At 55.0% G+C, this 19,866-nt stretch carries 20 protein-coding genes; 8 read left to right on the forward strand and 12 right to left on the reverse strand.

The features are described 5' to 3' along the window. Window positions 1–6 precede the first annotated feature (6 nt). Window positions 7–492, reverse strand: a complete 486-nt coding sequence (locus HQL76_02485) for a hypothetical protein (protein MBF0108030.1) — start codon at window positions 490–492, stop codon at window positions 7–9. A gap of 62 nt (window positions 493–554) precedes the next feature. Continuing rightward, window positions 555–815, reverse strand: a complete 261-nt coding sequence (locus HQL76_02490; protein ID MBF0108031.1) for a hypothetical protein — start codon at window positions 813–815, stop codon at window positions 555–557. A 41-nt stretch (window positions 816–856) separates the two neighbouring features. On the opposite strand from HQL76_02490, the gene HQL76_02495 reads away from it, so the two are divergent. Next, window positions 857–1,459: a helix-turn-helix domain-containing protein gene (locus HQL76_02495; GenBank protein MBF0108032.1), complete on the forward strand. Its 603-nt coding sequence runs from the start codon at window positions 857–859 to the stop codon at window positions 1,457–1,459. 116 nt (window positions 1,460–1,575) lie between these two features. On the opposite strand, the gene HQL76_02500 is transcribed toward HQL76_02495, so the two are convergent. Both HQL76_02500 and HQL76_02505 read right to left on the reverse strand, forming a co-directional pair. Then, entirely contained in the window at window positions 1,576–1,800 is a 225-nt protein-coding gene (locus HQL76_02500) for a hypothetical protein (GenBank protein ID MBF0108033.1), read from the reverse strand. 970 nt (window positions 1,801–2,770) lie between these two features. Then, window positions 2,771–3,139 (reverse strand): hypothetical protein, encoded by a 369-nt coding sequence (locus HQL76_02505; GenBank protein ID MBF0108034.1) that lies wholly within the window; start codon window positions 3,137–3,139, stop codon window positions 2,771–2,773. Window positions 3,140–3,469: 330 nt separating this feature from the next. Here HQL76_02505 and HQL76_02510 point away from each other — a divergent pair, with 330 nt between their 5' ends. Further along, window positions 3,470–4,474, forward strand: a complete 1,005-nt coding sequence (locus tag HQL76_02510) for a tyrosine-type recombinase/integrase (protein MBF0108035.1) — start codon at window positions 3,470–3,472, stop codon at window positions 4,472–4,474. Between the two features lie 152 nt (window positions 4,475–4,626). On the opposite strand, the gene HQL76_02515 is transcribed toward HQL76_02510, so the two are convergent. The 6 genes from HQL76_02515 to HQL76_02540 form a co-directional block, all read right to left on the reverse strand. Beyond that, the gene (locus HQL76_02515; GenBank protein MBF0108036.1) at window positions 4,627–4,914 is read right to left on the reverse strand and encodes a HigA family addiction module antidote protein; all 288 of its coding nucleotides are present in this window, start codon (window positions 4,912–4,914) and stop codon (window positions 4,627–4,629) included. Between the two features lie 18 nt (window positions 4,915–4,932). After that, window positions 4,933–5,211: a type II toxin-antitoxin system RelE/ParE family toxin gene (locus HQL76_02520; GenBank protein MBF0108037.1), complete on the reverse strand. Its 279-nt coding sequence runs from the start codon at window positions 5,209–5,211 to the stop codon at window positions 4,933–4,935. A 337-nt stretch (window positions 5,212–5,548) separates the two neighbouring features. Beyond that, window positions 5,549–6,292, reverse strand: a complete 744-nt coding sequence (locus HQL76_02525; GenBank protein ID MBF0108038.1) for a hypothetical protein — start codon at window positions 6,290–6,292, stop codon at window positions 5,549–5,551. Then, window positions 6,286–7,536, reverse strand: a complete 1,251-nt coding sequence (locus HQL76_02530; protein ID MBF0108039.1) for an AAA family ATPase — start codon at window positions 7,534–7,536, stop codon at window positions 6,286–6,288. The genes HQL76_02525 and HQL76_02530 overlap by 7 nt, the downstream gene beginning before the upstream one ends. Before the next feature lie 125 nt (window positions 7,537–7,661). After that, window positions 7,662–8,576 carry a hypothetical protein gene (locus HQL76_02535; GenBank protein ID MBF0108040.1) on the reverse strand — a complete coding sequence of 305 codons (915 nt, stop codon included), beginning with the start codon at window positions 8,574–8,576 and terminating at the stop codon, window positions 7,662–7,664. A gap of 49 nt (window positions 8,577–8,625) precedes the next feature. After that, window positions 8,626–9,318 (reverse strand): hypothetical protein, encoded by a 693-nt coding sequence (locus tag HQL76_02540; protein MBF0108041.1) that lies wholly within the window; start codon window positions 9,316–9,318, stop codon window positions 8,626–8,628. A gap of 273 nt (window positions 9,319–9,591) precedes the next feature. Here HQL76_02540 and HQL76_02545 point away from each other — a divergent pair, with 273 nt between their 5' ends. The 3 genes from HQL76_02545 to glnA all read left to right on the forward strand — a co-directional run bounded on the left by HQL76_02545 (window position 9,592) and on the right by glnA (window position 14,576). Then, window positions 9,592–11,478 carry a tetratricopeptide repeat protein gene (locus tag HQL76_02545; protein MBF0108042.1) on the forward strand — a complete coding sequence of 629 codons (1,887 nt, stop codon included), beginning with the start codon at window positions 9,592–9,594 and terminating at the stop codon, window positions 11,476–11,478. Between the two features lie 240 nt (window positions 11,479–11,718). Beyond that, the gene (locus tag HQL76_02550; protein ID MBF0108043.1) at window positions 11,719–13,038 is read left to right on the forward strand and encodes an ammonium transporter; all 1,320 of its coding nucleotides are present in this window, start codon (window positions 11,719–11,721) and stop codon (window positions 13,036–13,038) included. Window positions 13,039–13,154: 116 nt separating this feature from the next. Then, the gene (gene glnA, locus HQL76_02555) at window positions 13,155–14,576 is read left to right on the forward strand and encodes a type I glutamate--ammonia ligase (protein MBF0108044.1); all 1,422 of its coding nucleotides are present in this window, start codon (window positions 13,155–13,157) and stop codon (window positions 14,574–14,576) included. A 206-nt stretch (window positions 14,577–14,782) separates the two neighbouring features. On the opposite strand, the gene mtaB is transcribed toward glnA, so the two are convergent. Beyond that, window positions 14,783–16,174 (reverse strand): tRNA (N(6)-L-threonylcarbamoyladenosine(37)-C(2))-methylthiotransferase MtaB, encoded by a 1,392-nt coding sequence (gene mtaB, locus HQL76_02560; GenBank protein ID MBF0108045.1) that lies wholly within the window; start codon window positions 16,172–16,174, stop codon window positions 14,783–14,785. Window positions 16,175–16,230: 56 nt separating this feature from the next. Here mtaB and HQL76_02565 point away from each other — a divergent pair, with 56 nt between their 5' ends. The 3 genes from HQL76_02565 (at window position 16,231) to secG (ending at window position 19,466) form a co-directional block, all read left to right on the forward strand. Continuing rightward, on the forward strand, window positions 16,231–17,619 hold the full coding sequence (locus tag HQL76_02565; GenBank protein MBF0108046.1) for a CCA tRNA nucleotidyltransferase: 1,389 nt from the start codon (window positions 16,231–16,233) through the stop codon (window positions 17,617–17,619). A gap of 222 nt (window positions 17,620–17,841) precedes the next feature. Further along, window positions 17,842–18,621 (forward strand): triose-phosphate isomerase, encoded by a 780-nt coding sequence (locus HQL76_02570; protein ID MBF0108047.1) that lies wholly within the window; start codon window positions 17,842–17,844, stop codon window positions 18,619–18,621. A gap of 77 nt (window positions 18,622–18,698) precedes the next feature. Then, complete coding sequence (gene secG / locus HQL76_02575; protein MBF0108048.1) at window positions 18,699–19,466, forward strand: preprotein translocase subunit SecG; 768 nt, start codon at window positions 18,699–18,701, stop codon at window positions 19,464–19,466. 132 nt (window positions 19,467–19,598) lie between these two features. Here secG and HQL76_02580 read toward each other — a convergent pair whose 3' ends face one another. After that, entirely contained in the window at window positions 19,599–19,841 is a 243-nt protein-coding gene (locus HQL76_02580; GenBank protein MBF0108049.1) for a DUF4351 domain-containing protein, read from the reverse strand. Between the last annotated feature and the right edge of the window lie 25 nt (window positions 19,842–19,866).

Here is a 19,866-nt window from a genome sequence, read left to right on the forward strand (position 1 = left end):
AGCAGATTATTTCCACTTACGGTTGAGTTCCCGTTGGCCAGCTTCATTGCCCAATAGGCATGGATTTGGTAGCGCTTCACCAAGAAGTCGGCAGACGAGTTGAAGCCTGTTGGCCAAGGTTTGACGCCCGAAGGTGCCCTTGTTTCTGGTCAGATCCTGGAGGGTTTTTCGTTGAGGGCGGCTCAAAGCGATTTCATCTTTGAGGGAACCAGGGGCGGGCTTGATATGATTCCAGACAAAATCGGCAATGGCATCTTTCATCCGCTTGGACTTCTCGGTTTGGGACTCCATGCAGATGAGCAAGAAACCTTGGGGATGGTAGACGCGGGTGTCGTAGTTTTTTCCGTCATTTGCCCTTAACTTGAGGATGACTGAACAGGTTTCGATGTAAGGATTGCGCCCCAAAAGTTTGGCGATTCCCTTCTGGGGGTCCGCATATTCGAGCCACTCGCCAATGGCTTGCCGGGTGGCATGAGGAACACCGTCAATCATGACGACTTGTGACAGTTGGATGTCTCCCCAGGAAAAGGGGATGGGTTGAATTTCATGCATGGTTATTCTCCGTTGGGTTGGATTTGGGAAATTTTGGCGGCAACGAGAAGTTCTGCTTTTAACGCGCGTGCTTTTGGACCAGTCCAAGCACCAAGAAGAGCGGCCTTGGCATTGGACGTGTTGACTTTTCGCTGTCTGCACCAAGCCGTAAAAGTGGTTCCCTGTTCAACAAATCCGGCTTTAACCTTGGGAAAAATGGCACTTTCTTGTTCGGCCAACATGACGGCTTTTTCCTTGAAAAGTAGTGAAAATCCAGTGAACATATGAATTACCTATCCATTATAGATGTCACCAGGAAACGACAATGTCAAGCGATGATTTCAACAGAAATGATGAATTTTGCTTGGAAGAGACGCAAAAGGAAGGGAAGCTCCTGGGGGAGCGGATTCGAGCGGCCCGGAGACATGCTGAGATGAGTCAGTCAGATTTTGCCGAAAAAATTGGAGTTACCAGTAATACTCTTAGCCGACATGAACGCGGTGAAACCATTCCGTCGGCTGATGTTCTAAAAAAAATAATTGAAGCTCTTGGCTATTGCGTTTCTGCGGATTGGCTGTTGTTCGGAAAGGCGGATGCTTTTGGAAAGGATCCAGTTCGAGTAAAGGACTTTGGGGCTGTGACAGCATTGAATTTTGATGGGAAGGGGTCTGTCGATGTGGTAATGGGGTCGTCAGATCTTGTGCAAATTCTTGAAACACTTCGTGAAATAGAAAAAAGCAGAAAAAACCCAAAAGAGGAAGTTGTTGACAGTTTGGGAAAGCTGATCGAGCGGTATGACACCATAAATGTAGAAATGATTCTTGAAGCGTTGATTTCGGTTCATGGAGTAGATTTAATACCATTCCATATTTACCATCCGGGGGGAAAGAAGAAAATGCCTCACCGTGTTCGTCGGCAGATAGTGTAAACCGCGCGGCACGGCCTTTACACTTTACGGGTCGTTCAACCTGGTTGCGCGGCCATGCCCCCTTTCAAATCCTTCTGCCGCAACCTCTTGCCATCTTGACGATCAAAAACACCGTCTCACGCCGGTTTCTCGGCCTTTGACAGCAGTGCTTCAACGTGTTCCAACGCTCCTGATACTCCTTGAAGAATCAAATTGATGCCTGTGATTGAACTGGCATTCGCATTCAAACCTTTGCTGTGTGCCAGCAGGGTTTCCAATGCGTCAATGGCGGATCTTGCCGCGCAAACGGTATCGATTGGGCAGGGATCCTGAATGAAAGGATTTTCGAGGATTCTTGACATGGATGGTCTCCGGTTCGCCTGAGAAGGCATTGACCTTCCCCACCATGGGGAAGGCCGGGAGTTCTCAACCGTTACCGGAACGGCACGACGGCCTTTGGACTTGCGTCTTGAACATGCGCCGCCGTCTCCCGGCCTTACTGGTTGCCGCGAAACCAGAAGCCCGGACGCAAAGAAAATGCCATCCGCATGAGAATGCAGGTGAATTCTGACCAGATACCGGTGACGGGTTGAGATGCCCAGACCCAGGATACCCGTTCCGGCAGAAAGATCAACCGGGAAAAAGAAAAACCAAAATCTTCAAATACAATCAAAAATGTCGATGATGTCTTTATCGGTCGGAAAAAACGTCGAGATAAAAAAAAAGGGTGGGGGGGGTGTCAAAAATGAGGGTCAAAGGGTCAAAATTAACCAAGGCATTGAAATAATGTAAAAATACGTGACCATGAAAAAATAGTGATCAGGGTCAAAAAAAGGTAATTTTGTCTGACCATTGAATTATCACTTTGAAATATATGAAAAAATACCAAGTAAATCGAATGACCCTTATCGCCATATTTTGACCCTAATCAGGAAATGCTAATATTGAAAAAATGAGGGTCAAAATTTCCAGATGAGGGTCAAAATTTGAGGCTCCAGGGTCACTTCAGGGTCATTATTTTTTTTAAAGATTTTATCAAATCAAATAGATATAGAAAATTTGACCCTTTGACCCTCATTTTCGAGACACCCCCCCCACTCCCTTTGGAAAATTTCCTTGCACGCAAATGATAAAATTAATCACAGGTAGATTTTCCCTGCCAGTTTCTGGCGGTGGTGTTGGAAGGCTGCGGGGAATGGTGTGGGGCAGGCAGGGGAACGACGAAAGGGAGAGACGGGGACAACAAACATGAGAATTGGAACATGGGGAAAACCCGGAAGGCGAGCGGGTGTTCAATCCCTTCCGGATTGCAGAACTCGGGATGATGGTGGGTCAGTTGAAAACCGGTTTTTTCAGGATTCTCCAGATGGCCCTTTCACTCAGCTTGAACGTCCCTGCCAAACTGCGGACACTTTCCCCGTTGTCATAACGGAAGGCGATGTCCTTGTTCCGGGCTTCCTGCTTTGCTGCGGCCAGGAAGGGGATATAAAGCCGATCACCACCCCAAAGTTCCGAAAGCTTTTTGGCGGCGGGGAGTCCGATGGTTTGGGCAATCCAGTGTCGTTCATGCATCTTGCGTGGTGGGCAGACGTGCGTCCCGGCACATCGTTCCACCAGTTTGAAGGCAGACTCAAAACCGATTTTCTCCCCGATTTCCCGGATGGCGGTGGGAAGCGTTTCAATCCTGATTTTGGAATACATGAATTTTTGTTTCCTTTCAGGCTGTAAGGTTGACATGAACCTTTTGTAGGCCCGGTCAACCTGGGGTGACAGAAGACACTGACGAGTGTCCTACAAAAGCTTCAAGGGCAGGCTGGTCCGCTTGGCGGTTTCGCTACGGTTGAAAATCGGCGTGTAAAGGTGATGCTTCCCTCTTTTTGGCATCAAGGCTTTTTCCTTTTCCCGGCTTGGTCTTCTGGTGGTCAAACTGGCGTGCGAAATGAAGCGCGAAATGGGTTGAAATCAACCGCCAAATCAGGTAGAAATCAGGTAACGTAATTGTACTTATCTTACTTAATGTGAGAGCCTTTGATGAATACCCTGCCGATCCCCACCACCAACGATGAAATTACCGCCAACCTCCAAACCTACGCCCACGACTCCGACCAGGCGTTTTCCGAGAACACCATAAAGGCCATCAAGGCAGATTCCAAACGCTTTGCCGATTGGTGCAGTGAAAGGGGCGTTCCTTCTCTGCCTGCCGATCCGGACACCCTTCGCGCCTACGTCGATTGGGGGGCGGAAGAATTCAAACCGGCAACAGTGAAACGGCATCTTGCTTCCATAGCCCACCTTCACCGGGCAGCCCGTCTTCTGGATCCCACCAAGGACAACAAGGTCAGGTTGGCCGTCAAGCGGATGAATCGGACCAAGGGCACGCGCCAGAAGCAGGCAAGGGGGTTGACGATGGTCGATGCTGCAATCATCAGGTCCAAGGTCGAAGGAACGGTAAGAGATACCAGGGATGTGGCCATGATCTTGGTGGCTCGTGACATACTGGCGCGGTCAAGTGAACTTATCGCCATGAACCGGGAAGATGTCCAATTTGATGAAGATGGTGCCGGGACTGTTTTGATCCGCAAATCCAAGACAGACCAGGAAGGCATGGGGGCGCAACGGTGGATTTCTCCTGATACGGTGCATGCGTTGAAAAAATGGTTGCTGATCGCAGGAATTGACAAAGGGGCCATGTTTCAGGCGGTCACCAAGGGGGGTAACGTCAAGCGGGGAACCAGGCTTTCCACCACCGATGTTTACCGATCAATCCAAAGGTTGGGTTCAATGATCGGTCTTGATTTGTCCGGTCATTCATGTCGGGTGGGGATGGCCCAGGATTTGACTGCCAATGGTGCCGAACTGGCGGCAATCATGCAGGCAGGGCGATGGAAAAGCCCAACCATGCCCGCGCGCTATTCCGAACGCTTGGCGGCAGGCCGGGGGGCTGTGGCAGACCTTTACAAAAAAAAGGGGGTTGGGTTCAGGGAAGACAGCAAAGAAGGGAAGCCCTTGCCCCCCGCACAGGACCGGCGACCGTAGAGAACCATTGGGATGCGGCCCGGTCCAATACGCTCAAGTCAAGAGTATCATTTCTTCGGATTGTCCGTCCATGGGATTGTGAACCTGGAATCCGGACATTGGCGGTGATACCTGAGTCAGAAGCATTGGAGGCCCATGGATGAGTGGCCCAATCAAACTGTGTTGAAAACAGTCACATTGATTTCACCTACCCTGTGTTCTGTTTCCCAAAGATCATAGATCATTTGCTGTGACAACCAGCTTTCCGGGCTTCCTCCAAAGGACTTGGAAAGGCGGATCGCTATTTCTGGGGAAATACCGGATCGGCCATTCAGCAGAGAGGAAAGTGTTTTTCGAGTGACACCCAATCCCTCTGCCGCCTTGGTCACTGAAAGTCCCAGTGGGGCAAGACACAATTCCCGGATCACTTCACCCGGGTGTGGTGGGTTGTGCATGCGCATTGGGTTTTTCCTTTCCTCTCAGTGATAATCCAGATAATCAACATCAACGGCATCATTTCCCTGGAAGCGGAAGGTGACGCGCCAGTTTCCAGAAACCCAAACCGACCAGTGGTCGTTAAGCCCTCCTCCCAGTTGGTGAAGCTTCAATCCCGGAAGATTCATATCTTCAGATTGATGACTGGCTTCAAGCCGGGCCAAGATCATGCGCAGCCTCCCCTCGTGTTCAGGTTTGATCTTGCGCTTTGAGCCAGTTTCAAAAAAGAGTTTCAAGCCTTTATGTCGGAAATGGATAATCACGCCGCAAGTGTAACCTGTTACGTTTCATGGTTCAATCCAATCACGACATAACCACCTTCCCGTTTCCATATTTATCCGGACTTGAAAAACGCGATCCCCTCCCCTTCAGCACAATTTCAGCACAATGCCGGGTTTCCATAAGGTGGGGACGAAATACGGCAACCTAATAGATACATATAAATATCATATATTTATATATGATATGCCATGCCATGATCCCCCGTGTTTTGATTTTAAGGTTAGACTGAAAATCCTCGTGTCGATGGTTCGATTCCGTCCCTGGGCACCATAAGAAACAAAAACTTAGGCCACCTTCCCGGTGGCCTTTTTGCAAGGATTACTGAAGGGGGAACCCCTTCCCAGACCCATCCATTAATAATATTTGGTATCTATCGGTCAGTTCCTGCCAAAACCTGCAAAACAGGGGAGCCTTTCTGGCAATGATCTGGGGATCCGCACACATAAGCAACTCGGGGGTATCTTCCTTTTTCGAGAAATGCCCCTTTGAAAAGTACTGGAGATGGGCATCGTCAAGCCACTGAGAAAGTTTGTCACGACAACTTCCAGTACTATCGTCCATGCTACTGAACTGTTCCGGATGCTCAAAATTGATGCCTCGGGTCGCCAAAGTGTAACGCATGGCGACGTGATGGCCTTTGAACTTGGAGCAACGGCCAAAAGTTCCATCCCAATCGGCGACGAGCCAAGCCTCCACTTCCGGGGCGGCAAAGCCGACAATACAATCAAGGTCACAATTCATCTCCGACAGCACTGTTTCGATGGCCCCCTGGGCCAGTTTGTGATCGCGGCAATCCAGGTCATCCAAAATGAAGAGAAAGTCGGGGCGGTGATCGCTTCTTTGCAGAAGTTCTTGCAGCCGTTCGCGCAATTGCGGGATAAACGACTTGCCAGTTCGTCCCAGACCTGAAAGGGATCCCTTTTCTCCAGCCTTGTACGGCAGGGGGGATCTCTGGCGGATGGGCAATTGCCTCTCGAACCTGCAAGAAGGGAAATGCTTTTGGAGAAAAAGAGGCATTCTCAGTTCGCTGTAACCACCACCGGCCATCAACCAGGCTACCATGGCCATCCCCCTACATCGGGATCCCCGACCCGATAAAGATCTCCCAGGTGCCAGCCCTCCACGTCCAACCTTTTGGAGAGGATCTCCCGGGAAAGGGGAGCAAGCGAAAAAAGTCCGTTACCTTCATGCCGGAAACAGTGAACCGACTCAACCCGATCCGAAAAATGGTCCAGCAGATCGGCACTGTGGGTAATGACCACCACCTGGGTTGAGTCGGCGGCCTCCTTGATCCACCGGGCGAGGGTAGGCATCCAGGAGACATGTATCCCCAGTTCCGGCTCGTCGATCACGATAAGGGAACCGGGATGGGGAGATTTGAGGATCACGGCCCAACAGAGCATTCGCACCGTGCCATCGGACAAATCGGAAAGATAAAAGGGTTCCCTGGCTCCGTCCATGTGCCACTCGATGGAAAGGCGTAACCTTCCGGCCCGAACAGTGCGTACACGACGGGTTCCTGGCAGGATTTGGCGGCAGCTTTGGTTGATCCTTTCTTCGAAATCCAGGCTCTCCATGGAAAGATTATCCAGCACAGTGGCAATATTTTCGCCATTTGCATCAAGAACAGTGTCCGACAACCCCACCCGGGGCTCGGAACTGCGGATGGTTTCCAAATTCATGGCATTGGCATTGTAAAATTGCCATTGGGCAATGGTCTCCAGAAGCTGCCGGCGGGCTTTGATAAGCGGAACGGTGTCAGGCGCAATACCGGAGTTTTCAAGCAAATGACCGATACTTCTTAAAACAAGAATGTCGTTCGTGACTCCCGCAAGGCTTTGAAGTTTCCCCCCCGCCTGATCTTTGACGAATAGGGACGCCGTATCATGGTTGAAACCCATGCGACGCATATAATAGAAAGGTGATGGTTTGTCCCCGATTCGACGCAAGCCATGAAGGCTCTCTTCTCCCGCATGGAACAGACTTGGCTTGCCCACGACCCGCACCGACACTTCGTACCGAAGACCACTCGGAAACTCGTCTGCCTCGAAATCATAGGAAATTGCCATCTGTCCTGGCGTTGGCTTGATATTGGCGTCGGTGAGAAATCTGGGAGCACCCAGGCAATCAATCAGAGCCGAGTCCAAGGAAGAAGTCTTTTGATTCGCGTATCCGGTCAAAACCTGCTTGAGAAAACGGAGCAAGGAAACAAGATTGGATTTGCCACAACCATTGGGACCAATAAGCAGCGACAGTTGGCCCGGTACGAACCCGCGATCTTCAAGGGACAAATTCTTGAAATTCATTGAATTCAGTCGAGACAATGCAAGCATCATCAGCCCCGTTCCGAACCAAAACCTTGGGGCGTTGCCCCAAACCCCACTGGGAAGGGGTTCCCCCTTCCCAGACCCATCCATAATAATATTGGTGTCTATCGGGTGGTGGACAGGTCAATCGTGTCAAAGGCCATGGCACCGCCGTGATTGACCAACACCAGGCCATCGAATCCCCCGGAAATGACGACATCCCGGAGCTGTAACAGGTTTCTCCCATCCACCCCGATCGTCATGATGCCATTGTCGGTCCGTTTCCACGACACCTCATGGCCCAGGCCATCCCCCAGGCCATTGCCGGGAATCATCGCCAGTTGCTCCGGATGGCCCTGATCATTGTAACGGACAACGGCGACGGTCCGCTCCCGATCGGGGTCGGCATTCAGGAGCAGTCGATATCCCGAATCAAAGTCCTGCCCCAGGAACAGACCAACCTGGGCTTCCCCCTGGGCCGCATCGGCACGAAAGAGAAATCGCAACGAAAAAACATTGGGCACGGCGACCGGGACATGGATGACCGCCCCCTCCCCGCCAGTCTTTGTACCCCTCCGGTCACGCACGACCGCTCCCTGACGCCCGGGAATTTTACCGTCCGCAAGCAGTCCCACAAGCCCCATCACCATGTTCAATTCCGCATCCCTTTCCGACGGGACAGCGGCCTCGGAGTTCTCTCCGGAGGATTGCATCGGCAAGGAGTCGTCGTGGGACGTGGATGAAAACAACGCCCCCAAGGCATCGATATGAAAAGTTCCACCCACGACGGTCCAGGCAGGATTGTGTTCGAAATCGCCATCGTCGAACCGCTCCAGCAACAAGGACCGTGGCCTGGCTCCCCGATTCTTTTCCAGAATCGTTTCCAGTTTCTCCAGAAACTCGGGACGGGCCGTCCGGTTTTTTCTTCCCTCTTCCAGCAACTGACGCAATTCTTCGCGGGTCGGGTCATTGTCCGCCCGAGCCAACCCGGAGGCCAACAGGGCCAGTCCAACGACGACAAACCATGACGTACACGACAACCTGGACTGCCTCGACACATTTGTTCCATGAACATGCGAAAACGTCGATTCAATGGGGTTTTTCATCACTGCCCGCGGCACAGGAAGGGTTCTCGAAAATCCTGAAATAATTGTCAAGATACCATTTGGTGATCTCCTCCATCCTTCGGCCATGGTTTTCCCGAATGATGGCGGAGGCCACGGCCCGGCGCTGAAATTCCGCGGCATCGATTCGTCCACTGTTCAATTCGTTTTGGTCTTGCTGTTCCAACAGGCGCAAGCGGGAAAAAATGGCATTCCTGGGACCGTAAACGGAATGAATCTGCTTCAAGGCATCGTAAATGGTCAGCTTCGCTTCGGGAGGTGGCGGTTCTTCAGGAGGCTCCTCCTTCAGGGTGACACAATAATGCATCGGATCCGGCGCGGGCTGGGCAACCCGTACCCCTTTGAGAAAATAGTCGGAGGCATCGATCCAGGCCACCGACGGAGGTGTGGCGTTCATCGCCGGTGGCGCGGAGGCGACCGCGGCGCTCCCCCTGGGGGTGGCCTGCGAATCATAATAATCCTGGAGGGAAATCCATGTGTCTGGCAACCGGCTTTGACCCACCTTGGCCTCCCGTTCGATGCGATTCACAAAGGGACGATCCGAATACGATTGCCTTCGGAAACAAATGGCCCGGCACTCCGGGAAACGCCGTCCCCGAACCTGCCGCGCCAACCCATCCATCATGCCCATTTCATCGACCGACAAAGGAAGGAACATGAGCAATTCCGAACATGCAAACGCCAAACGAAGGACCGACGGATCAATTTCATCCCGAAGATCAAATTCCCGCAAATCACCACCGGCGACATTTGACACCGCCCGTTCTCTCGATCAGGATTTCTCCGCGACACCCACAGCCAACCTCCCACGGACAAGGGTTTCATGGGCAGAAGAAAACATCGCAGCGTCCCATCATCCAGTCTCGCAGCCAGGAAGGGAGCCCCGACAAGACGCCATCAGGCTTCTCCCTTCAAATCCGAAGACATGGAGATGGAAAACCTGTTTCAACGGGCACTCACCCACCATGGACAGGGACAGCTTGCCGAAGCGATGGCCGTGTATCGAAACGTGATCGCCCACTGCCCCGATCATGCGGCAGCCATGAACAATCTGGCGATGATCCATCATGACCTGGGAGAAGTACACACGGCGATCGATCTTTATCGCCAGGCCCTTTCATGTCGCCCCCGGTTTGCCGAAGTCTTGAACAATCTGGGCAGCCTGCTGCACCGGCAAGGGAATCACGACGAGGCCCACGACCTGTTGCGCCAGGCCATCGCCATCCGGCCTGATTATGTCGCGGCCCAATTCAATCTGGGCATGCTTTTGAACGACATGGGTCGATGGGACGATGCCCTCCGACACCTGCGCGAAGCCTTGGCACGGCAACCGCATCATCCAGAAATCCACGTTCATCTGGGCGCACTCTGCCAACGGTTGCAGCGGCATGAGGAGGCGATGGACCATTATCGCCAAGGTTTGATGATTCAACCAAATAATCCTCATGCATACAACAACCTGGGACAACTCTGCCTCGATGCCGGCAGGCTGGAAGAAGCCCTGGACCACCTGCGGCACGCGGTCGTCCTCAAAGCCGATTTTCCCGAAGCATGGAACAATCTAGGAACCGTTCTCGATGCCCTGGGAGAAAGCACCCATGCCCTGGAATGTTTCGCCAGGGCCCTGGAACTCAAGGCCGCCTTTCCCGAAGCACGCAATAATTGCGGCAACGTTCTTCTGCGGCTGGGAGCGCCCGAACGCGCCCTGGAATGGTATCGCGCCGCCCTGGAACTCCGGCCCGAATATCCCGAAGCCCTGTGCAACCTGGGAGGATGCCTGCATCAACTGGGACGACTCGACGAGGCCCTGGCCGCGCTCGATCGATCACTGTCGCTTGCCCCCGACGATCCCTCATCCCATTACAATGAAAGCCTGATCCGCCTCTTGTCGGGAGATTACGACCTGGGGTGGGCAAAATTTGAATGGCGTTGGCGTTCCCGCGATTTCAGATTCCATGGTCATCGTCAACCACTCTGGGATGGCACCCCCCATCCGCAAGCAACCCTTCTGGTCCACTGCGAACAGGGACTGGGCGACAGCCTTCAGTTCGTCCGCTTCATCCCCGCCATCAAATCCCTGGTCCACAAACTCATCCTTCTCTGTCCCGAACCCCTGAAACGCTTGTTCCGCACCATGACCGCCATCGACCAGCTCATCACCCCCGCCGACCCGATTCCCCCCTGCGATTTCCAGGCGCCCCTCATGAGCCTGCCCCATATTCTGCGGATCTCCCTCGATTCCATCCCCTGCCCGATTCCCTATCTGTTCCCCGAGGAAGAACTCATTCAACCGTTCCGGACCCGCCTGCAACAAGAGCCGACGATGAAAATCGGCCTGACCTGGCGTGGCAATCCAAGACAGAAAAACGACTGCCACCGGTCGATGGCTCCCGAAGCGCTCGCCCCGCTGCTGGATCTGCCGCGATGCACCTTCATCGGCTTGCAGAAAGAGACCGACCCAACCGCTCCAAATCCTTTTGCAAAACGGAACAATTTTATCGACATGAGCGATGAACTGACCGATTTTGCCGTGACGGCGGCACTGGTGTCACAACTGGACCTGGTGATTTCGGTCGATACCTCGGTCATCCACCTGACCGGGGCCCTGGGGCGTCCCGGATGGGTCCTCCTGACCCGGGTGCCCGATTGGCGCTGGTTGCAAGATCGATCCGACAGTCCCTGGTATCCAACCCTGAGGCTGCTGCGCCAGTCGCGGCGCGGCGATTGGAACCAGGTCGTGGCGACCGCGGTGGTCAAATTGAAGGCAGTTCTGAATGAAACGGTCGGATTGCTCGATCCCGAGTCAGACGACGATTAATAAGAGTGCAACCTAACATACACGCATGCCTGTTATTTGATCGTTTCGATTAAATATTAATCATCCTCCGAACCCCTTGATGATGGCAAGCCATTGTTTTCTCGAAGAGTGTCCATCTGGCCTGGTCCTTGCTGTCCCGGATGGCAAACCGATAAAAAAAAACGCGGCTCATCCGTTACCGACTGCGCGACATACATTTATAAAATCGGCCCAGCCACCGTATCCATCAAGTGATCGATCATGCATAATCAATTAAAACCCACGCAAGTGGGCATGGCCATTGCGTTGTTGATGCTGCCTGGGAACGCCCTGGCGGAACCGGCGACACTCAACGCCGCCAACACCTCCTGGATCCTGACCGCGACTGCCCTGGTCCTGTTCATGACCCTTCCGGGACTGGCCCTGTTCTATGGTGGCCTCGTCCGGACCCGTAACGTCCTGTCAATCCTCATGCAATGTTTCAGCATCGCCTGTCTGGTCTCCACCGTCTGGTTCCTGTTCGTCTACAGCATGGCCTTCGGCAACGGCGGCCCCGCCAATTCATTCTGGGGCGGGTTGGAAAAGGTCCTTCTGACAGGCGTCGCCCCCGGATCCCTGACCGGTGACATTCCCGAATCGGTCTTCATCATGTTCCAGATGACCTTCGCGATCATCACCCCCGCCCTGGTCATCGGCGGCTTTGCCGAAAGGATCCGGTTTTCCGCGGTCCTTCTGTTTTCGGTGCTCTGGGTGATCGTCGTCTACGCGCCATTGTGCCATTGGGTATGGGGTGGCGGCTGGCTGGCCGGGATGGGGTTCATGGATTTTGCCGGAGGTTCGGTGGTCCACATCAACGCGGGCATCGCCGCCCTCGTCTCAGCCCTTGTGATCGGCAACCGGCATGGATTCCCCAAAACCCCCATGATGCCGCACAACATGACCATGGTCTTCACCGGGGCATCCATGTTGTGGGTCGGCTGGTTCGGCTTCAATGGCGGCAGCGCCCTGGCGGCCAACGGCAGTGCCGGCATGGCGATCCTGGTGACCCATCTGGGGGCGGCAACCGGTTCACTGGCCTGGATGACCATGGAGTGGATCCGACATGGAAAACCAAGCATTCTCGGTATCGTCACCGGCATGGTGGCGGGCCTCGGCACCATCACCCCCGCTTCCGGATTCGTCGGTCCCGCCGGGGCCGCGGTCATCGGACTTCTGGCGGGATGGGTCTGCTATTGGTTCACGCAGTTGATCAAACAACGCCTGAAAATCGATGATTCCCTGGATGTCTCTCCGGTACACGGGGTCGGTGGGATCCTGGGAACGGTGTTGACGGGCGTTTTCGCCGCCCCGGCCCTGGGAGGGACGGGCCTCGCCTCCGGCGGTACCCTGGGACACCAGGTCGGCGTGCAATTGCTGGGCGTCGTCGCCACCCTCGCCTGGAGCGGCATTCTGACCTTCGTCATTCTCAAGGTCGTCGATGCCCTGGTGGGCTTGCGCGCCGACCGCGAACAGGAAACCGAAGGATTGGATCTGGCATTCCATGATGAAAAGGGATACAACCTTGACACCGGTTCCTTTTAACGTAACCCCGGTGCATCATGTTCATCTGGAGCGGTCCGCAGTCACCACGGACATCTCAAGAGACATGAATCCGGGTCAAACATCAACGTGTACGCAAGAGAGAGAGGATTGGCAGAATGGCTGATCAAGACGCTGTAAAAAAAGTTATGGCCATGGTCAAGGAGCACGACATCAAGTTCGTGGACTTCCGTTTCACCGATTTTCACGGCAAGTGGCAACACATCACCTGCCCGGTGCGCATGTTCAATGAAGATGTTTTCGAGAACGGCTTCGGCTTCGATGGATCCTCCATCGCCGGCTGGTGCGAGATCAACCATTCCGACATGGTCTTCAAACCCGATCCCACGACCGCGGTCCTCGATCCGTTTACCGAGGCGACTACCCTGGTTCTCATCGCCGACATCCACGACCCCTTCACCGGCGAAGGCTACTCCCGCGACCCCAGGGCCGTGGCCAAACGGGCCGAGGCCTACCTGCAATACAGCGGCATCGGCGACACCGCCTATTTCGGTCCCGAGGCGGAATTTTTCATTTTCGATTCGGCCCGGTTCGGTGCCGGCATCAACTATGCCCAGGTCGAACTCGACTCCGAGGAAGGAAGCTGGAACAGCAACGCCGATTATGAAGACGGCAACACCGGCCATCGTCCCGGCATCAAGGGCGGATATTTTCCCGTTCCCCCCGTCGATTCCTTCCAGGATCTGCGCTCCGAAATGTGCACGATGATGGAAGAAATGGGACTGAACATTGAATTCCATCATCATGAGGTCGCCACCGCCGGCCAGTGCGAAATCGACATGCGGTTCGATCGTCTGACCCTGATGGCCGACAACATCCAGAAATACAAATACGTCGTCCACAACGTCGCCCACGCCGCCGGAAAGACCGCCACCTTCATGCCCAAACCGCTTTCCGGCGACAACGGCTCGGGAATGCACTGCCACGTCTCCATCTGGAAAAACGGTCAACCCGCCTTCGCGGGAAATCAGTACGCCGATCTTTCCCAGGAGGCGCTCTGGTTCATCGGCGGCATCAAGAAACATGCCCGCGCCCTCAACGGCTTCACCAATTCCTCCACCAACTCCTACAAGCGGCTGATCCCCGGTTTCGAGGCCCCGGTGCTTCTGGCCCATTCCGCCCGCAACCGTTCCGCGAGCATTCGCATCCCCGCCGCCAGCAATCCGAAGGCCAAGCGTTGCGAGGTCCGTTTCCCCGACCCCGCCTCCAACCCCTACCTTGCCTTTGCCGCCATCCTGATGGCGGGGATCGACGGCATCGAAAACAAAATCGATCCGGGCCCTCCCATGGAAAAGAACCTCTACGACCTGCCCCCGGAAGAATTGAAAAGCATCCCCACCGTCTGCGGATCGCTGCGGGAAGCGTTGGAGGAACTCTCCAAGGATCGTGAATTTCTGAAAAAGGGCAATGTCTTCAGCGATGATCTCATCGATGCCTGGATCAACCTGAAAATGGGCGAAGTCTACCGCATGGAACACACCCCCCATCCGGTCGAATTCCTCATGTACTATAGTTCCTGATCCACAAATCGGTTCAGGTTTTGCCTCCAGCCCTCTTCAGGTCATTGAAGAGGGCTTATTTTTTTTCCACGATGCCCACCGATCGAACGTCCCGGAAGGAACGATCCATGGCCCCGGATCACGAGGGGAATTATTGGTCGATCAATTCATTCGATCACTTTCAAACGCGCGACAATGGCCTTATTGTATTTCAAATCTGGGATCTTTCATGAGTTATCCACAGAATCTGTGGATAAGCCTGTGGATAATTCAGGAACAATCCCAACGAAAACGTTTTCGACCGGATCGTGTTCCACCAGGAGGAGGCGACGAATGGCGCCATGAGGATCGTTGTGGCGATTGAGAAAGCGAACGGTCCGATAATCCTCGGAAGTTCCCCAGGCGACGCCATCGGCGAGCCGTTCGACGAGGACCTCGGCGCAGGTTCCCAGACGGCCCGGAATCGCTTGTGAAAAACGGAGCATTGCCGCTTCCCGCAACAGCGCGGCCCGTTTGCGGATGACCGCGTCGGGAATCTGGAATCGGCTGGGAAACCGTGCCGCTGGCGTTCCGGGTCTTTGCGAATAGGGGAAGACATGCAATCGGGTCAGGTCTGCCGCTTCAACCAATGACAGGGTATTGGCAAAGGCTTCCGGCGATTCGGTTGGAAATCCCGCGATCAGATCGGCCCCGAGGACGACCCTTGGGTTGATCCGTCGCAATCGCTCGATACGGTCAAGGATGTCCCGTCGGCTGCCCTGGCGCCCCATTCTCTTGCGGATCGAATCATCGCCACTCTGGATGGAAAGGTGCAGGTGGGGACAGAGCGGAGAACCGGGAAAGAACAATTCAAGCAAACGATCCTCCAGGTCCATCGGATCCACCGACGAAAGACGAATGCGCGCCTCCTTGCACAAAGGCAGCAACGCATGCACCATCCCGGCCAGGGAAGAACGGGGAAAACGATCGCGACCATAGGCGCCGATGTCGATACCCAGAAGGACCAGTTCGCGGCTTCCCGCCGCCAGCAACGCCCGCGCCTGTTCAAGCACAACCTCCGGAGCAGTGCTCACTCCGGGACCACGCACCTGGGGAATCAGGCAATAGGTACACCGACGATCGCATCCATCCTGAATCCGCAATAAGGAACGGGCCCGGTCGGAGGATGGATGGCCCGAGACATCGAACCATCCCCCTGGGTCGTTTTCTTCCAGGATGTCGGCGGAAGAGAGGATTGCCGGATCGTTGCGCCGGATCGATTCCTGGTACCGCCCCCAGCGCTGCCACAACTGTTTTTTTTCGGAATTTCCGAGCACCAGGGCGACATTGGCATGTTGCAGAAAGGTTTCGGGAGCACGATGGGCATAACATCCGGTCACGATCAGACGGGCCGAAGGATGGTCGCGGATCAATTTCCGGACCAGTTTTCGCGCCTGGCGTTCGCTCTCGCCGGTAACCGAACAGGTGTTGACGATGATCAGATCGGCCTCGTCCAGGCGATGGGTCGTGCGGTAACCGTGCATACGCCCCATTTCGAGCAGGCGATCGGTTTCGAATTGATTCACCCGGCATCCCATGGTAAGGACAGTCACGGATGGAGCGGCAACATCTTCGTTCATGGACCTGACGGGTTTCTCCCCCTCCCTTTCGTCATTGGCGACAGGATGCGTGTCTCATGTTACCCTCATTGAAAAACGGATTCCCACCGTTCATCGTCAACCTTCTGGATGAACTCAATCGACTGATCGGTCCCATTCATCTGGTTGGCAGCGCGGTACGCAATGTCCTCCAGGGATGCCCGCTGAGCAACGATTTGAACATCCTGACCCCCCGACCTCTGGACCAGTGCCTCGAATCGCTGCGACAGGCGGGACACGACGCGGTTGGTGGCGGCAGCGGCGACAAATCAATCTTTGTTCCCCTCAAGGGATGGGAAAAACCGAAGACCATCGAAATTTCCAAATTTCGCCACCGACCCGCCCAGAGTCCCACGGTGGAGGAAGACCTTCTGCATCGGGACATCACCGTCAATGCCATGGCCTACGCCTGGGCCGACGGTCCGCTGATCGACCCGTTCAATGGTCGGGGCGACCTTGCCTCGGGACGCATCCGTCTGGTCAACGGTCTGGAAACCCTGAAGGGAGACCCGCTGCGCGCCATCCGTCTGTTCCGCTTTTCCCTGCAACTGACCGCCACGCCCAATCCCTCGGACCTGCAATCGAGCCTGGGAATTTCCCTGGACCAGGTCCCCCCGGAACGGATCCGGGTCGAACTGGATCGAATCTTTTCCTTTCCCCTGGAAACGCCGCAAAGTCGGGAACTGTTGTTCACTCTGTTCGATTCGAACCTGGGGATGGCCATGCTCCCCGAGTTGAAACGGCTCGACGGCATTACCCTGGCCGCGGAGCCTCGGGGTGCGACCGTCTGGCGCCATACCCTGAATACAGTCGTCGCCATTTCCCATTCCCCCAGGGAAGAAGACATCTCGTTGCTCGACCTGCGCTGGGCCACCATTCTGGCCGGTTTGGTCTTCCACGCCAAGGAATTGCGCCAACGACAACCGACCGATCCGGGTGGCGGACAGGAAAAGTCCATCCAGCAAATCACCACCATGCTTAACCGTCTCGGCTTTTCCAAACGACGCCAGAAGAAAATACTCTTCCTGCTCAACAATCTGCATCTTTCCTTTCCGTTCAGTGACCGGGCATTGCGGCGACTGCTCGGGGAATCGGTTCCCATCGAAGGCCTGGTCACCCTGATCTTTCACTGGAAACAGGAACTGTTGCGTTGCACCGCCCCGGAAGAATGCCGGGAGCAAAACGAGTATTCACGAATCATCGAACGTTGCCGTGGTCTCAGGCGCGCAAGCACGACCCTCGGCAATGGCGACCTGGCCCTGAGTGGCGGCGATCTTCGGGAGATCGTGCGCCGTAGACCCGGACCCTGGCTTGGTCAATTGCAGCGCTGGCTTCTCGATTGGATCGGGGAGGATCGAAGCCGCAACACCCCGGACGCCGTGCGCAAGAAAGTCATCGAATGGATCTCCATCCAGGAAAAATTATGATTGGAACCCTGGGCGTTCCCTTATTTTCCCAGCGTTTGGCGCCCGGACGCCCCCGGAAAAACATGCACGAAACGGCACAACGCCCCCGTCGAACGGGAAAAGGACGATTTCCCGTTGCCTTTCTCGGGTAAATCATTCATGTTTACCGCAGTGTCAGCGCTCAATGATAAAATAACGGTATCATCAAGGCATCAACCATCTTGAACGAGTGAGGAAGCTTTCATGTCGAGACGCGGTCTTGTAGCGGGAAACTGGAAAATGAACGGGCTGATCGAGGCAGCCGATACATTGGTCGGAGGAATCCTCTCCGGCCTTTCCCAGAGAGAAGGGAAAAAAAACCTTCCCGAAGTGCTGGTCTGCCCCCCGTTCACGGCCATTCAATCGGTTGGCAAACGCCTTGCCGGCTCTTCGGTGAAACTCGGTGGGCAGAACATGTCCGAGCACAAACCTGGCGCCCACACGGGTGAAATCACCGGCGACATGTTGACCAACATTGGCTGCACCTACGTCATCCTCGGTCATTCCGAACGCCGCAGCATGTACGGTGAAACCTCCGACCTGGTCGGTCGCAAGATGGCCAGCGCCTATCGCGATGGCCTGACCCCCATCGTATGCGTCGGCGAAACCCTCGAAGAGCGTGAATCGGGAAAAACGCTTGATGTCATTCGCGAACAGGTCTCCGCGGTCTTCCCGAATCTTCCCGCCGACACCGCCAAACGGCAACAGCTGGTCCTCGCCTACGAACCGGTCTGGGCCATCGGCACCGGAAAAACCGCATCTCCCGAACAGGCCCAGGAAGTGCATGCCTTCATCCGCAAGATGCTGGTCGATCAACTGGGGCAGGACACCGCCGACAAGGTACGGATTCTCTACGGCGGTTCGGTCAAGCCGGACAACGCCGCGATCATCTTCTCCAAACCCGATGTCGATGGTGGTCTCATCGGCGGGGCGGCCTTGAAACCAGGCGATTTTCTTGCGATCATTGACGGCTACCCCGGTTGATGACCGGAGGTATCCGCAGGCTAAGATTTTGATCACTCCGCAGCGTTTGTCGAACCAGGGGATATTTCGAGTTCCGCATGACACTCATCATTACTGTAGTCCATATCCTCGTTTCACTCGCCCTCATATTTGTCGTCCTGCTCCAAAAAGGCAGCGGCGCCGATATGGGGGCGGCGTTCGGCGGCAGCTCGCAAAGCGTCTTTGGCGCCCGTGGGTCGGGCAGTTTTCTTGGAAAACTGACCGCCACCCTGGCCACCATCTTCATGGTCACAAGCCTTTCCCTGGCCTTTTTCACGACCCAGAAAGGGGCTGGCACCTCGGTCATGGGGGTTTCCTCCACCGAACCGACGGCCACGGAAAAGAAACAACCCGTCCCTGCCCCCGAAAACGACACGCCGCCATTGCCTCCGAAGGGACAATCCGCTCCCAGGGAGAAAGACGCCGCGTCCGAACCGGTCAAGGAAGGCGCCAAACCCGTTCCAACCATGGACAGTCCCGAAGCGCTCCCTCCAGTGGTCCCCAAGGACGGCGCTCCCAAGGACAGTGTTCCAGTCTCCCCGGCCTCCCCCCCGGTTCCCTTGAACGCCCCTTCCTCTTCCTCCAAGGATGAGACCATCTCCACGCCGATGGCGGTACCGACTCAAGCCGCTACCACAAAAGAGCCCAAGGCCACGGCCTCCCCGGCACCTGAAGATGCCGCTCCCGTCGAGAAAAAAACTTCCGTCGAAGGAGAAGGTCCCTCCACTTCGGACAAAGAATCCAAATCAATTCCCGTCACTCCGGATAAAATGTCGCCAGAAAAAGCGACTCCCTCGACGGCAACCCAGGACAAGACCGCACCATAACCATGGCACTGGACTCCGATCATAAGAAATCTCATTGAAGATTAGCAGGTTGCACGATTCACCAAAACCGTGTCGTCTGTTGGTTTCGCAAGAATTTCCATGGTCGAGGAACAGTCAGCACCTCGAACCGAGTCACGCCTTGTCCGAGAAAATGTCGTCCAGGGACTGGGCATCCACAAACCGAAGACTCCATTCTTCCAGGGAAGATGGCTCGGCCTTGGCAATTTTTTCGCTAGCCCATTCGGGAACGGCGCCAAAACGGCGTTGCAATAAGCGGGTCAGCATATTGGCCTCGCCTTCCTTTCGACCTTCCTTTCGGCCTTCCTTTCGGCCTTTCTGAATCCCAAATCGTTCCACGCTCGAAATGTAAGGCATTTGTTGGCGCTCCTCGAAGTCAGCA

It is taken from the genome of Magnetococcales bacterium (assembly GCA_015228815.1).
Classification (GTDB): Bacteria; Pseudomonadota; Magnetococcia; order Magnetococcales; family UBA8363; genus UBA8363.

Excerpts from the sequence above, each read along its gene's own strand:
- HQL76_02485 (MBF0108030.1), bottom strand. The coding sequence starts at position 492 with ATGATTGACGGTGTTCCTCATGCCACCCGGCAAGCCATTGGCGAGTGG.
- HQL76_02490 (MBF0108031.1), bottom strand. The coding sequence starts at position 815 with ATGTTCACTGGATTTTCACTACTTTTCAAGGAAAAAGCCGTCATGTTG.
- HQL76_02495 (MBF0108032.1), top strand. The coding sequence starts at position 857 with ATGTCAAGCGATGATTTCAACAGAAATGATGAATTTTGCTTGGAAGAG.
- HQL76_02500 (MBF0108033.1), bottom strand. The coding sequence starts at position 1,800 with ATGTCAAGAATCCTCGAAAATCCTTTCATTCAGGATCCCTGCCCAATC.
- HQL76_02505 (MBF0108034.1), bottom strand. The coding sequence starts at position 3,139 with ATGTATTCCAAAATCAGGATTGAAACGCTTCCCACCGCCATCCGGGAA.
- HQL76_02510 (MBF0108035.1), top strand. The coding sequence starts at position 3,470 with ATGAATACCCTGCCGATCCCCACCACCAACGATGAAATTACCGCCAAC.
- HQL76_02515 (MBF0108036.1), bottom strand. The coding sequence starts at position 4,914 with ATGCGCATGCACAACCCACCACACCCGGGTGAAGTGATCCGGGAATTG.
- HQL76_02525 (MBF0108038.1), bottom strand. The coding sequence starts at position 6,292 with ATGGTAGCCTGGTTGATGGCCGGTGGTGGTTACAGCGAACTGAGAATG.
- HQL76_02530 (MBF0108039.1), bottom strand. The coding sequence starts at position 7,536 with ATGAATTTCAAGAATTTGTCCCTTGAAGATCGCGGGTTCGTACCGGGC.
- HQL76_02540 (MBF0108041.1), bottom strand. The coding sequence starts at position 9,318 with ATGTTCCTTCCTTTGTCGGTCGATGAAATGGGCATGATGGATGGGTTG.
- HQL76_02545 (MBF0108042.1), top strand. The coding sequence starts at position 9,592 with ATGGAAAACCTGTTTCAACGGGCACTCACCCACCATGGACAGGGACAG.
- HQL76_02550 (MBF0108043.1), top strand. The coding sequence starts at position 11,719 with ATGCATAATCAATTAAAACCCACGCAAGTGGGCATGGCCATTGCGTTG.
- glnA (MBF0108044.1), top strand. The coding sequence starts at position 13,155 with ATGGCTGATCAAGACGCTGTAAAAAAAGTTATGGCCATGGTCAAGGAG.
- mtaB (MBF0108045.1), bottom strand. The coding sequence starts at position 16,174 with ATGAACGAAGATGTTGCCGCTCCATCCGTGACTGTCCTTACCATGGGA.
- HQL76_02565 (MBF0108046.1), top strand. The coding sequence starts at position 16,231 with ATGTTACCCTCATTGAAAAACGGATTCCCACCGTTCATCGTCAACCTT.
- HQL76_02570 (MBF0108047.1), top strand. The coding sequence starts at position 17,842 with ATGTCGAGACGCGGTCTTGTAGCGGGAAACTGGAAAATGAACGGGCTG.
- secG (MBF0108048.1), top strand. The coding sequence starts at position 18,699 with ATGACACTCATCATTACTGTAGTCCATATCCTCGTTTCACTCGCCCTC.
- HQL76_02580 (MBF0108049.1), bottom strand. The coding sequence starts at position 19,841 with ATGCCTTACATTTCGAGCGTGGAACGATTTGGGATTCAGAAAGGCCGA.